Below are 12,862 nucleotides of genomic sequence, written 5' to 3'. Positions count from 1 at the left end.
AACGTCAGGACAGCGGGCGCGCGGTGAGCTTCACCAGCCCCGTGTCCACGAAGCCCTGGAAGAACTTCAGCGCCTCCAGCTCCTGGAGGGGCGACACGTGCACGATGGCGGCCACGTCCCGCCGCCCGTCGATGCGCGACAGCAGGTAGCGCTCCGGTGACGTCAGGGGCAGCGTCTTCAGGTGCGCGGGCGTCACCATCAGCGCCGGCACCCGCGACGGCTCCATCAGCGCCTTGCGCAGCTCCGTGAGCAGCCGGCCCTCCGCGTCGCGCAGCAGCTTCGTGGTGTGCTCGGTGGGCGCGATCTCGTGCGCGCGCCGGGCCAGCGCTTCACCATCGCGCAGGTTGCCCGCGTCCAGGAAGAGCTGGGCGGCCTGGAGCACCTCGTCGGAGGAGGACTCGGAGCCGATGACGCCGCCCGAGTCCAGGTCGTCCTCGTCCTCCTCCACCACGACGACGGTGTTCGCGCCGGGCTCCGGGGAGGGCAGGGGGGCCTCGTCGGAGACCCGCAGCGCGTCCTGCCGGTAGAGCGCGTACAGCCGCTGGTAGAGGAAGAAGTCGGTGGCGTGCAGCGCCAGCGCCATCCCGTCGATGCTGAGGCCTTCCTTCGCGAGCTGCACGATGCGCTCGTCCATGCTGCCGGCCTTGCGGTCCGTCAGCTTGCGCTCGTCCACCTCCAGGCGCACGCGGCCGGAGGGGAACACCGCGCGGATGGCCTGCCACGCCGTCTCGCGGAACTCGCCCTCGCGGTGCACGTCCAGCAGGTCCACGCTGACGTCCAGGCCCTCCAGCTCCGGCGCCGCGTCCGTGGGGCGGAAGTCGAAGCCGCCTTCCTCCCAGGTGAAGGCGTCCAGCAGCATCTCCCGGAACTTGTGGGAGAGCACCGTGCGCACGGTGGCCTCCGACACCGTGCCCGTCATGATCAGGATCTTCCCCAGCAGGATGTGCGTCTCCGCCTGCGTGGAGAACGCGCGCTCCAACTGGTCCTCCGTCAGGTGGCCCTGGTTGATCAGGAACTGGCCGAAGTACTCGCGGGGCTGGTTGGAGCTGGCGGTGATGACGTTGCCGTCGCGCAAGAGGAGCTGCTTGCGCACGTCTCCCCGCTCCACGTTCAGGGTGCCGGTGGCCCGGCGATTCCCGAGGTGGACGACCAGGTCCTTGAGGGGCATCGTCGAAAAATCACCACACACGCCGCGCATCGAGCGCCCATCCTGCAACGCATGCGAGTCGATATCTACTCGAAACCCCGGTGTTCCCTCTGTGAGAAGGCCCTCGCCGTGGTCGAAGAGGTGAGGACCCGGCTGCCGTTCGAGCTCTACGTCACCGACATCCTCCAGAGCCCGGACCTCTTCGAGGCGTGGCGTTACGACATCCCCGTGGTCCTCATCGATGGGGTGCCCGCCTTCAAGCATCGCGTCGACGCGGAGACCCTGGAAGTCCGGATCCGCGAGGTGATGAATGGCATACCCATTGCTAAAACCGTGGGCCAGGATGGGTAACGAAGTGCCCTCCCCTAAGAAATCCAAGGGGATACGTAGGGCGCGAAAGTAGCGGGGCTGTAAATCTGGGCAGGCAGGCAGGGTGGTGGGGAAGAAAATGCTGGAAGGGAGGGCACGGCGGTGGGTGTGAAGCGCAAGCGAGCGGGAAAGTCGGGCCAGCCTCCCACGGTGTTGCTGGTGGAGCCTCGCGCGGAGGACCTGGAGCGCACCCGGGCGCTGCTGGGGGAGTCCGGCTTCCGCGTGGTGCCCCTGACGCGCTTCGACGCGGCGGTGCCCCTGTTCGAGGTGATCCGCCCGGACGCGGTGCTGCTGGCCGCGCAGCCGCCGGACTTCGCGGCCATCCAGACGGCGCGGCGCCTGCGTCAGGTGGGCAAGGGCACGGTGCCGATGATGTACCTGGTGGATTCACACGACCGGGACGCGTGGCGCTTCTGCGTGGAGAAGGGGCAGTGCGTGGACGTGGTGCCGCGCACGGTGGATGGCGCGGAGCTGTCCATGAAGCTGCACGCGCAGATGCGGCTCAAGCAGTCGGTGGAGCGCGCGGCCACGGGTGAGGAGGCCGGCACGGCGCTGGCGCTGCACGACCCGGTGACGGGGCTCTACAACCGGCCCTTCCTCTTGGCCATCATCGGGCTGGAGGCCCGCCGGACGGAGCGCTACGGCGGGACATTCTCGGTGGTGGCGGCGGAGGTGACGGGGTGGAGCGCGCTTCGCAAGGAGCACGGAAAGAGCATGGCGGAGCGGCTGCTCGTCTACAGCGCGGTGGTGCTGGGGCAGACGGTGCGCGAGGCCGACGCGGTGGCGCGGGTGGGCGACAGTCAGTTCGCCATGCTGCTGCCGGGCACGCCCGCGGAGTCGGTGCCGGAGGTGCTGGCGCGGGTGGAGGCCCGGTTCGAGGCCGCCCGGTTCCAGATGGAGGGTCGCGTGGTGCGCACGGCGCTGGAGCTGGGGGCGGTGAGCTTCCCGGACACGGTGGGGGCTCCCACCCAGTTGTTGGGCGCGGCACTGCAGACCTTGAGGCGTACACGCGAGCTTCGGCGGGCTGCCGGTCCGGCCCGTCTGATGTCGGTTTGATTCAGTTCACGAGGGTTTGATGCACAGGGCGAGCGGAGGCGTGGGGATGGATCGGATCGCGGTGCTGGTGGTGGATGACGAGGAGTCGGTGCGCACGTTCCTGTCCGAGCTGTTGGGCAGCTCGGGCTACCAGGTGCGCTGTGCGTCGAGCGGCTCGCAGGCGCTGGAGATGCTCTCTGGCGGCTCGTTCGACGCGGTGCTGCTGGACGTGGTGATGCCGGAGATGAGTGGTCTGGAGGTGCTGCGCCGCTACCGGAGCACGGGCGGCACCGCGCCGGTCATCGTGTTGAGCGCGCTGTCGGGCGCGGACGACGCGGTGCGCGCGCTGAAGATGGGCGCCTCCGACTATCTGGCGAAGCCCTTTGGCAACGACGAGCTGCAGGACGTGCTCGCGCGCGCCCTGGGGACCCGCGTGCCGGAGCGTCAGGCGACCGCGCCCGCGCCCCGCGTGGTGCTGACGTCCGCGGAGGCCGCGGCCGAGGCCCGCGTGCTCATCTCCACGTCGCCGGCCATGCGCCGCGCGCGTGCGCTGGTGGAGCGCATCGCGGACACGGACGTGCCGGTGCTGCTGCTGGGTGAGTCCGGCACGGGCAAGGAAGTGATTGCCCGGGAGATCCACGCGCGCAGCCAGCGCCATGGCCGGCCGTTCATCAAGGTGAACTGCGCGGCGCTGCCGGGTGAGCTCCTGGAGAGCGAGCTGTTCGGCCACGAGCGCGGCGCCTTCACGGGTGCCACGGCGGAGAAGCCGGGCAAGTTCGAGCTGGCGGATCAGGGCACCATCTTCCTGGACGAGATTGGCGAGATGGCCATCCGCCTCCAGGCGAAGCTGCTCCAGGTGCTGCAGGACGAGGAGTTCTTCCGCGTCGGCGGCAAGAAGAGCGTCCGCGTGGACAGCCGCGTGGTGGTGGCGACGAACCGCGACCTGGAGAAGGAGATCGCGCTCGGCAACTTCCGCGAGGACCTGTACTACCGCCTCAACGTGGTGGCCATCCGCCTGCCGCCCCTTCGCGAGCGCCGCGAGGACGTGGTGCCGCTCACCGACCACTTCCTCAAGAAGTACGGTAAGGGCTTCATGACGAACGTGTCCGAGCTGCCCTCGGAGGTGCTCCACGCGTTCAGCGACTACGAGTGGCCGGGCAACGTGCGCGAGCTGGAGAACATGGTCCGCCGGCTGTGCGTGCTGAAGGACCCGACCCTGGTGCTGGACGAAATCCACGCCGGTGGCCGTGCTCCGGCGAGCGCCCCGTCGCTGCCCACGTCGTTCGGCGGTGGGGACGACTTCATGCCGCCTCCGTCGCGCCACGTGGACGAGTCCGCCCGCGTCTTCGCGGCTCCTCCGGCCATGTCTTCGATGGCGTCGGGCTCGGGGGTGCAGGTGCTGGAGATGCCCGCGCGCGGCGCGGTGATGACGCCGGTCCCGGTGGCGGAGGCCACTCCGTTCAACGCCGTGGCGCCGCAGCGCTACGCGAATCCGTTCGATGCGCCGCAGCCTCCGCCCCCGCCGCCTCCTGCCGGGGAGCTGTCGCTCAAGGACATCGGCAAGCGCGCGGCGATGCTCGCGGAGCGCGAGGCCATCCTCGCGATGCTCCAGCGCACCGCGTGGAACAAGCGCCGCGCGGCGGGCAAGCTGCGCATCAGCTACAAGGCGCTGCTCTACAAGATCAAGGAGTGCGGCATCATCGACCCGCGCGCGAGCGCGGAGTTCTGAGCCGCGACTGACGAAGTGAGGTGACGGCCCTTCTTCCGGATGACGGGAGGAGGGCTGTTCCCTTTGTGCGGGCCTTGCGCGGAGCGGGTGTTGCCCGGTATCGCGGGGGGCCATGACCGCTCCGCTCCTCCTGCTTGGCTGTGGTTACACGCTCACGCGCTTCGCGGTGGCGGAGGCCCGCGCGGGCCGGGAGGTCCTGGCCACGACCCGGGATGCCGCTCGGCGCTCGGTGCTGGAGGGCGCGGGCGTCCGCGTGGTGTCCATGGATGACGCGCTGTCACGGGCAGCGGGCGCGCACGTCGTGGACTCCGTTCCTCCGGATGCCGGGCTGGATGCCCGCTTCGCGGAGGCACTGTCCCGCTCGCGGCCCTCGCGGCTCGTCTACCTGTCGTCCACCGGCGTCTATGGCTCCGCTCGTGGACACGTGGACGAGTCCACGCCGGTCGACCGGACCTCCCCGGTCTCCCGCGCGCGCCTGGATGCGGAGGACGTCTTCCTGCCCCTGGGTGCGAGCGTCATGCGCATCGCGGGCATCTACGGCCCGGGGCGCGGGACTTCCGGACGCTTGAAGGCGGGCACGCTGCGCATCCCGGAGTCGGGTGGGGGACGCCTGTCCCGCATCCACGTGGATGACCTGGTGGACGCGGTGCGCGTGGTGCTCGAACGCGGCGCGCCTGGCGAGGTTTACTGCGTGGCCGACCGCCGGCCCGCGACGCAGGAGGAGACGGCTTCCTATCTTTGTCAGCAGATGGGCCTGCCCATGCCGCCGCGCGTGCCCTTCGAGTCCCTCCATGAATCCCTGCGCGGCGACCGCGCCATCAGCGCCGCGAAGCTGGAGGCCCTGGGCTGGACGCCACGCTACCCGGACTTCACCACCGGGTTCCTCGCCGCCATGGAGGAGGAGGCGCGCGGCTGAGCACTACTCGGGTGACTCCGCCCGGAGGATCTGTTGCAGGTCGAGCTCCGACCAGTCCAGCTCCTGCTCCACCTGCTGGAACGCCGCGTCCCCGATGGTGCCGGTGGCCCGGAGCTCCGCCAGCTTCCGCCGGCTCGCGGCCATCGCGGTGCGCACCATCTCCGCGTCCGCGGTGGGGGGACCCCAGGGAGAGCTGGGGCTCGCGGTGCCCACGAGGACGTGCTCGTCCAGGAGTTGGCGCGCGCGCCGCAACTGAAGCTCGTACCGGCGCCGGACCAGGGTCGCCAGCTCCGTGCCCGGCGAGTCCTGCGTGGCCTCCAGCCCCGCGCGCAGCGTCTCCACCCGCGCGAGCCGCACCTCGTGGTCCACCTCGCCGTCGTCGTCCAGCTTCAGCCGCGTCATCAGGGGCTTGAGCGTCATCCCCTGCACCACGAGCGTCCCCAGCACCACGGAGAACGACGTGAAGAGGATGAGGTCCCGGTAGGGGAAGGCGGCGACCCCGTCATGCCCCGTGGGCAGCGCCAGCGCCGCCGCGAGCGTCACGATGCCTCGCATCCCGCACCAGCCCACCAGCACGGCCGCGCCCGGCGAGAGCGTGACGGTGCTGGACTTCGACTGGCGCTGCCGCCAGCGGTTGAACGCCGCCGCCCCCATCACCCAGGCGATGCGCGCGAGGATGGCCGCGACCGTCACCACCGCCGCGATGGCCGTGTACTCCCACCACGTCTCCCGGTCGAAGCGCGCGACGATGCCCTTCAACTGGAAGCCCACGAGCACGAAGGCCAGCACGTTCAACACGAACGTCGCCACCTCCCATACGGCATAGGACGGGATGCGGATCCGCGCGGGCGTCACCACGGAGGCCGTGCGGGAGATGGTCATCGCATAGACGACCGTCGTCAGGATGCCGGACAGGTGCAGCCGCTCCGCGAGGATCCACACCGCGAACGTGCTGCCGAACTGGGTGATGACCGCCGTGGACACGTCCTCGACGCTGGCGTTGATGCGCAGGCTCACCCGCGACAGCACGAGGCCCAGGAGCACGCTGGCCACCGTGACGACGAGCAGCGTGGGCACCGCGCTCCAGCCCAGCACGCCGCCCGCGGCCACGGCCCCCAGCGCGAGCCGGTAGATGAGCAGGGCGCTCGCGTCGTTGAAGAGGCTTTCGCCCTCCAGGATGACCATCAGCCGGTGCGGGGGCTTGAGCTGCTTCAGCACCGCCGTGGCCGCCGCCGCGTCCGGGGGCGCGACGATGGCGCCCAGCGCGATGGCCGCGGCCCAGGGCATCGACGGGACCATCCACCTCACCGCCACCGCGACGGCGATGACCGTGAGCACCACCGCCCCCAGGGCCAGGCTCGCCACCGGCCGCCAGTTCGCGCGCAAGTCGCGCGGAGACGCGTCGAACGCCGCGTCCAGCAGCACCGGCGCGACGAACAGGGTGAGCGCCAGCTCCGGATCCAACACCAGCTCCGGACTGCCCGGCACCAGCGCCAGCACCGCCCCGGCGAGCGCCACCAGCGCGGGGTAGGGCGTGCCGAGCCGCCGGGACAGCGCCGCCAGTCCCGCGCCTCCCAGCAAGAGCGCGATGACGATCTCGAACACCAGCATGAGGGCCTCGGGGAGCAGTCCACCCTGGACTTCCGGCGACGTAGCGCAGGAGGGCCCGCGGGGGACAGTGGCGAATTCCGGACGGAGGAACCCCGCGTCCCGGCGGAGGCCGCCCGCGTCATCAGCCGGACGCGATGGGTGCCATCAGCCGGAAATGGGGCGCACCTTTGCGAGGCGTGGGCCCCCGGTGACAGGCTTGCGCTTTCGGGCCGCGTGAAGCGCGCCGCCTTGCGAACCCAGTCCCATGGGGGAACCGAAGATGTCCAGGTCGTTGCTGTTGGCGTCGTTCAACGAGGGCGTCCACCGCTCCATGGCCGGCAACCACGAGGCCGCGGTCCAGTCGTTCGACCAGGTCCTCGCCGTGGATCCACGCCACTTCCCCGCGCTCACCGCGAAGGCCTTCGCCCTCAAGCAGCTGGGGCGCACCGAGGAGGCCCTCAAGGGCTTCCAGCGCGCCATCGAGCTGGATCCCTCCGCGGCGGACCCCCACCGCGAGGCCGCGCTCTGCCAACTGGAGCTGGGTGAGCCGGAGGCCGCCTCCCTCCTGATGCACCGGGCGGTTCAACTCAACCCCACCCCCGGCTACCGCGAGGCCGCCGCCATCGAGATCTACCACCTGGGTAACGCGCTCCTGACCCAGGGCCGGCGGCCGGACAAGGCCCGCTACCGGCTGGCCCGTCAGGTCTTCGAACTGGCCCTGGAGCTGTCGCCCGCCTACGTGGAGGCGGCCAAGGCCCTGGCGGACGTGTGGGAGCACCTGGGCGACCCTACCCAGCGGGAGCACTACACCCAGCTGGCGACCCGGCTGCGCCCCGCCTCCTCTTGAGGCCGCTCTCATCAAAGTTTTACAAAAGCGGAGGGAAAGGGTGGGAGGCCGGTGTTGAATGCCGAAGCGGCCCCCCCACCCAGGAGAACCCTTCGCATGATCGTGATGCTCGAGCCGGATTCCCCGGAATCCGTCGTGAACGCCGTCCTCCAACTCGCTTCGCAGTACGAGGGCGTCACCCCGCGTGCTCATGTGGTCCAGGGCGCCGAGTCCACCATCACGGAGCTGTACCTCCTGGGCTCCACCGCGCAGGTGCCGCTGGAGCCGTTCCAGCAGCTTCCCGGCGTGCGTCAGGTGGTCCGCGTCTCGCAGAAGTACCGCATCATCGGCCGGCACGGTGGCCAGCGCACCACGGCGGGCTTCGACTACAACGGCGTCAGCTTCGGCGACAGCTCGGTGAACCTGTTCGCCGGCCTGTGCGCGGTGGATTCGCTGGAGAGCGTGGACGCGATGATGGCGGCGCTCGCTCGCTGCGGCATCACCACCACGCGCATGGGCGCGTACAAGCCGCGCACCAACCCGTATGAGTTCCAGGGCCTGGGCGCGAAGTGCCTGCCCTGGGTGTTCGACTCCGCGGGCAAGCACGGCATCAAGGTCATCGCGATGGAGGTGACGCACCCGCGCCACATCGACGAGATCAACGACGCGCTGAAGAAGTCGGGAGCGCCCACGGGCGTGATGCTCCAGGTGGGCACGCGCAACGCGCAGAACTTCGAGCTGCTCAAGGTGATTGGCCAGCAGCGCACCTTCCCGGTGCTCTTCAAGCGCGGCATGGGCATCACGCTGGAGGAGTCCCTCAACGCGTGCGAGTACGTGGCCAGCGAGGGCAACCCGAAGATCGTCTTCTGCCTCCGCGGCGTGAAGACGCACCTGGGCGACCCGCACCGCAACATGGTGGACTTCGCGCACGTGCCGGTGGTGCGCCGCCTCACGCGCATGCCGGTGTGCGTGGACCCCTCGCACGCGATTGGCCGCGCGGAGGCCCCGCCGGACGGGCTGCCGGACATCTTCCACGCCATTGGCCAGGGCCTCATCGCGGGCGCGTCCATGGTGCTGGTGGACTTCCACCCGACGCCGGAGAAGGCGCTGTGCGACGGGCCGCAGGCGCTGCGCCTGGAGCAACTGGCCGCGCTCCAGCGCTACACGAACATCGTGCGCACCGCGTACACGGAGGCCGTGCGCAACGGCGACGGGACGCAGGCCACCGCCCCGGCCCAGGCCCTCAGTCGCTGAGCGCGTAGCTGCCCAGCACCCGGAGCGACGTGCACGCGCTCCGGGCTTCCGCCAGGGCCGCCTTCACGGGCGCGGAGTCCACCGCGCCCTCCACGTCCAGGCACCAGCGGTAGTCCCATGCGCGGACGCCGCCGGGCCTCGACTCCAGTCGCGCGACGTTCACCCCGTGCGCGGCGAAGGCCGTGAGCACGCCCGCGAGCGCGCCAGGGCCGTTGTCGAGCGTAAGCACCAGGGACGTCTTCCACCGCGAACCCAGCTTCGGCGGCACGGCCGGGCCCACCGCGAGGAAGCGCGTGGCGTTGTCCGGCGAGTCCGCGATGCCCTCCGCGAGCACGGTGAGGCCGTAGAGCTCCGCCGCGGTCCGGCTGGCGATGGCCGCCGTGCCCTCCAGCGCTTCCTGGGCCACGCGCCGCGCCGCCACGGCGGTGTTCGCCTCGGGGACGGGGTGCAGGTGGTGCTTTCGCAGCCATCCTCCGCACTGCGCCAGCGCCTGCGGATGGGACAGCGCGCGCGTGAGGCCCTCCAGCGTGCGGCCCGGCGGCGCGAGAAGGCAGTGGCGCACGGGCAGGCGCAGCTCGCCGGAGAGGGCCGGCGTGAACTCCAGGAGCAGGTCCACCACCTCCGCCACGGGGCCCGCGAGCGCGCTCTCCATGGGCACCACGGCGCCATCCACCGTGCCTTCGGCCACGGCCTCGAAGACGGCGCGGAAGGTGGGGCAGGGGATGCGCGTCACGGAGGCGCCGAAGAGGGCGCCCGTGGCTTCGTCGCCGTACGCGCCGCGCTCACCTTGAAAGGCGATGCGGCGTGGGGCGGCATCAGCCATCGATGGGCTCCGCGCGCGGATAGGTGCCCAGCACGCGCAGCGACGACGTGAGCGGGCGCAGGTCCTCCAGCGCCGCCGTCACCGAGGCGGACGCGGCGTGGCCCTCCACGTCCAGGTAGAAGCGGTACTTCCACGGCGCCCCGGGGATGGGGCGCGACTCCAGCTTGGAGAGGTTCACCCCGCGCTGCGTGAGCCGTTGCAGCACCTGGCCCAGGGCGCCCGGGCGGTGCTCCAGCACCACCAGCAGCGACGTCTTGCACGGCACGTCCGGCGCGAGCGGCGTGGGCTGGCGCGACACCTCCACGAAGCGCGTGAAGTCCGCGCCGGCGGGCTGCAGGTTGCTGGCGAGCACCACGAGCCCGAAGCGGCCCGCCGCGGACTCGCTGGCGATGGCGGCCACGGTCGGGTCGTTGCGGTCCGCGACCATCTGCGCCGCGATGGCGGTGTCCGGCCCCGGCACGGCGCGCGCCCAGGGCACGTGCGTGCGCAGGAAGTCCTCGCACTGCGCCAGGGCCTGCGGATGGGAGAGCACCTCGCGCAGGTCCTCCACCTTCGCGCCCTTCGCGCCCAGCAGCCGGTGGTCCACCTGGCTCACCACCTCGCCGGTGATGACGCCGCCGCCCGCGGCGAGCACGTCGTACGTCTCATTCATGCTGCCGGCGGTGGTGTTCTCGATGGGCAGCAGGAGCACGTCCTGCTCGCTCTGCTTGAGGGCCTCCACGGCCTGGCGTGCGGTGTCGAAGCCGGTGAGGAGCACGCCGCCTGGCCGGTGGCCGTAGCGCTGGCGGGCGGCGAGGTGGCTGTAGGAGCCCTCGACGCCCAGGTAGCCCACGCGCAGGGGCGTGGTGTCCAGGCGGGTGACCAGGGCCTGCTGCCGGGCCACGGACATGTCCAGGATGACGCGGTAGAGGCGCTCGACTTCGTGCGGATCCAGGCCGCGCTCGGCCGCCCGGCCGCGCAGCTTGCGCAGGAGCAGGTCCTCGCGTTGCGGGTCCCGGAAGGGCCAGGCCGTCACCAGCTTGGCGCGCGCCACATCGTCGGCCAGGGCCATGCGCCGCTGGAGCGCATCGAGGACGTCCTCATCGATGCGTTCGATTTGGGTCCGCAGGGTCTCCAGGGAGGGGATGTCCGCCATGCCCGGAACATAACAACTCGCGTCGAAGGCGCGGGGGCCTTCACATCCCCAGGCGCCGGGCGAGGTCCGGAGGGACCGGGTAGACGGACTCCTTCGGCAGGTGGCGCGTGGCCTGATCCGCGCGGCCGTCGTCCATGTGCTTGCGCAGCTTCTGGACCAGTGTCGTGAGGTCGGTGATGGACACGGTCCAGTCGTCCACGAAGCGCTGGATGACGGCGCGGCTCAAGCCCACCTGGATGCTGTCGTGGGGCAGGCCCGCGCCGCGCAAGCTGCGCTCCGGGTCCCACTGGATGTGGACGGGCGCGGTGTCGAAGGCCTTGCGCCACGCGTCCGGCGAGCCGTGGGCCTTGGGTTCGAAGCCGGTGAGGACGCCGGCAGCGAGTGCTTCCTCCCAGCCGGAGCGTTTGATGCGCACCGCGAGCGTGCGCTCCTGGCCGCTCTTGCGGCCCCAGTTGGAGCGGTGCATGAGCCACAGGAAGCTGGGTTTGATCCACGTCATCCGGCCCACGGAGAACGGCGGGCCGAACTTCTGCTGCTTCACGGCCACGTCGGCGATGGCGTCCGAGTAGGCCTGATACACGACGATGGTGGCTCGGTCGAAGTCGGCGCGGACTTCGCGGGCTGTGCTCATGGGGTTGCTCTGGATTTGGCCTTCGGCTTGGGTTTGGCAGCGGAGGTCTTCGGGAGCTTCGTCTTGCCCATCTCGAGGACGAGCTTGAAATGCTCGACCGGAGTGGGCGTGACGCTGAGACGGCTGCGGGTGATGAGCGGGAAGTCCTTGAGCGCGGGCGTGGCCTTGATGGTGGCCAGCGTCACCGGCGTGGTGAACGCGACCACGGGGCCCACGTCCACGGAGGCCCAGTCCTCGCCGGGAGCGGTGGGGTCGGGGCCCGGCTTGGAGAGGACGCACGCCACGCCGACGACGGCCTTGTCCTCATTGGAGTGGTAGTAGAGGCACAGGTCCCCAGGCGTCATGGCCCGGATGTTGTTGCGCGCCTCGAAGCTGCGCACGCCCGTCCACTCCGTCCTGCCGTCCTCCTCCAGCTTCGCGTACGCGTAGACGGAGGGCTCGCTCTTGATCAACCAGTACCGCGGAGTCGCCATGGCGGCGCACCCTAGCTCACGGGGGCGTTTTGCGCGCCAGCGCCGCGCCCTGTTGCTTGAAGAGTTCGAAGAGCCGCTCCTCGTCCATCGCAGCGACTTCACGCCGTGTGGGGTCCGCTTCCGTGTAGCCTACGCGCCGTGCGGCGTCGTCGAGTCCGGGGAAGCGTTTCCGCGCCTCGGCCCAGAGGGTCCGGTCGTTCTGGGACATGGTGCAGGGGAGGGGAGCAGGATGCTGGCGCTCAGCCCTGGGGAGAGTGCATCCGGCAGCTCGTTGAAGGAGAGGACTGCTCCCGGAGGAAGCGGCATGGGGCGCTCCGTCCGGGTGAACACCCCCACCACGGGCAGGGGCCGGATGACGACGCCCTCTAGCGGTGTCGGAGTGGAGCGCGAGGGTCGGCCGTAGGTCAGGGCCGACATGTCGATCTGCACGGTGCAAAGGTCCGGATGGACGGACAGCATGAGGGCATCGCCCTCGCGGATATCGACCTCGAAGTCGCGGGAACCGTCGACGGCCGAGTCCTTCAGGAAGACCGCATGGCGACCGCTGGGGACCGGAAACGCGAGGTGATGGTCGACGTGGAGCACCGGCGCCACGGGCTGGTCATCCACGCGCAGGACGATGTCGCGGTCAGGTTGTTGGCCCGTGGCCACGACGTGGAGGAGCCCACCCTTGGGAGCAGGAGGCCCATCGCTGTTGCTGAGCGCGAACAGCCCCCACATCTCCAGAGCCGCCGCGAGAAGCCCCAGCGCCACCTTCGCGTAGCCCGGCGAGCCAGAAGGGTCGGCTGGCTCCGGTGGTGCGTGTCCGGTCGTGGACGCGGTGACGAGGGAGAACACCCACCACACCAGGAGGACCACGACAAGGATGGCCAGGGCCGTCAATGCGTTGCCGTTGAGGATGTGCCGGATGAGCTTGAGCATGTTTCCCCCCGAA

13 protein-coding genes are annotated in these 12,862 nt (G+C 70.6%); 6 read left to right on the top strand and 7 right to left on the bottom strand.

Translation table 11 applies throughout. The features are described 5' to 3' along the window. Positions 1-4 precede the first annotated feature (4 nt). The gene (locus JYJ93_RS28255) at positions 5-1,198 is read right to left on the bottom strand and encodes a DUF4388 domain-containing protein (protein WP_206797272.1); all 1,194 of its coding nucleotides are present in this window, start codon (positions 1,196-1,198) and stop codon (positions 5-7) included. 21 nt (positions 1,199-1,219) lie between these two features. On the opposite strand from JYJ93_RS28255, the gene JYJ93_RS28250 reads away from it, so the two are divergent. The 4 genes from JYJ93_RS28250 (at position 1,220) to JYJ93_RS28235 (ending at position 5,196) form a co-directional block, all read left to right on the top strand. Beyond that, positions 1,220-1,498 (top strand): glutaredoxin family protein, encoded by a 279-nt coding sequence (locus JYJ93_RS28250; RefSeq protein ID WP_206797270.1) that lies wholly within the window; start codon positions 1,220-1,222, stop codon positions 1,496-1,498. 120 nt (positions 1,499-1,618) lie between these two features. Further along, the gene (locus JYJ93_RS28245) at positions 1,619-2,572 is read left to right on the top strand and encodes a diguanylate cyclase (RefSeq protein WP_206797267.1); all 954 of its coding nucleotides are present in this window, start codon (positions 1,619-1,621) and stop codon (positions 2,570-2,572) included. 46 nt (positions 2,573-2,618) lie between these two features. Then, positions 2,619-4,280 carry a sigma-54 dependent transcriptional regulator gene (locus JYJ93_RS28240; protein WP_206797265.1) on the top strand — a complete coding sequence of 554 codons (1,662 nt, stop codon included), beginning with the start codon at positions 2,619-2,621 and terminating at the stop codon, positions 4,278-4,280. A gap of 112 nt (positions 4,281-4,392) precedes the next feature. Further along, a complete protein-coding gene (locus JYJ93_RS28235; protein ID WP_206797264.1) occupies positions 4,393-5,196 on the top strand; it encodes an NAD-dependent epimerase/dehydratase family protein in 804 nt (267 codons plus the stop codon). A 3-nt stretch (positions 5,197-5,199) separates the two neighbouring features. On the opposite strand, the gene JYJ93_RS28230 is transcribed toward JYJ93_RS28235, so the two are convergent. Further along, the gene (locus tag JYJ93_RS28230; protein WP_206797259.1) at positions 5,200-6,807 is read right to left on the bottom strand and encodes a Na+/H+ antiporter; all 1,608 of its coding nucleotides are present in this window, start codon (positions 6,805-6,807) and stop codon (positions 5,200-5,202) included. Positions 6,808-7,066: 259 nt separating this feature from the next. Between JYJ93_RS28230 and JYJ93_RS28225 the strand changes: the two genes are divergently transcribed. Together JYJ93_RS28225 and JYJ93_RS28220 are read left to right on the top strand one after the other, a co-directional pair. Then, positions 7,067-7,633, top strand: a complete 567-nt coding sequence (locus JYJ93_RS28225; RefSeq protein WP_206797257.1) for a tetratricopeptide repeat protein — start codon at positions 7,067-7,069, stop codon at positions 7,631-7,633. Positions 7,634-7,729: 96 nt separating this feature from the next. Further along, a complete protein-coding gene (locus JYJ93_RS28220) occupies positions 7,730-8,866 on the top strand; it encodes a 3-deoxy-7-phosphoheptulonate synthase (protein WP_206797246.1) in 1,137 nt (378 codons plus the stop codon). Here the strand turns inward: JYJ93_RS28220 and JYJ93_RS28215 are convergent. The 5 genes from JYJ93_RS28215 to JYJ93_RS28195 form a co-directional block, all read right to left on the bottom strand. Next, positions 8,856-9,689, bottom strand: coding sequence for a prephenate dehydratase (locus JYJ93_RS28215; RefSeq protein ID WP_206797237.1), 834 nt, complete (start codon positions 9,687-9,689; stop codon positions 8,856-8,858). The genes JYJ93_RS28220 and JYJ93_RS28215 overlap by 11 nt on opposite strands. Further along, complete coding sequence (gene pheA, locus JYJ93_RS28210) at positions 9,682-10,824, bottom strand: prephenate dehydratase (RefSeq protein ID WP_206797235.1); 1,143 nt, start codon at positions 10,822-10,824, stop codon at positions 9,682-9,684. Before pheA ends, JYJ93_RS28215 begins: the two co-directional genes overlap by 8 nt. 40 nt (positions 10,825-10,864) lie before the next feature. Then, complete coding sequence (locus tag JYJ93_RS28205) at positions 10,865-11,455, bottom strand: DUF4291 domain-containing protein (RefSeq protein WP_206797233.1); 591 nt, start codon at positions 11,453-11,455, stop codon at positions 10,865-10,867. Then, on the bottom strand, positions 11,452-11,928 hold the full coding sequence (locus JYJ93_RS28200; protein WP_206797231.1) for an EVE domain-containing protein: 477 nt from the start codon (positions 11,926-11,928) through the stop codon (positions 11,452-11,454). Before JYJ93_RS28200 ends, JYJ93_RS28205 begins: the two co-directional genes overlap by 4 nt. Before the next feature lie 129 nt (positions 11,929-12,057). After that, entirely contained in the window at positions 12,058-12,849 is a 792-nt protein-coding gene (locus JYJ93_RS28195) for a hypothetical protein (RefSeq protein ID WP_206797230.1), read from the bottom strand. Positions 12,850-12,862: the final 13 nt, after the last annotated feature.

Source organism: Corallococcus sp. NCSPR001 (assembly GCF_017309135.1).
Classification (GTDB): Bacteria; Myxococcota; Myxococcia; order Myxococcales; family Myxococcaceae; genus Corallococcus.
The sequence above is the reverse complement of the archived record's forward strand: the minus strand, read 5'-3'. Positions and strand labels throughout refer to the sequence as shown.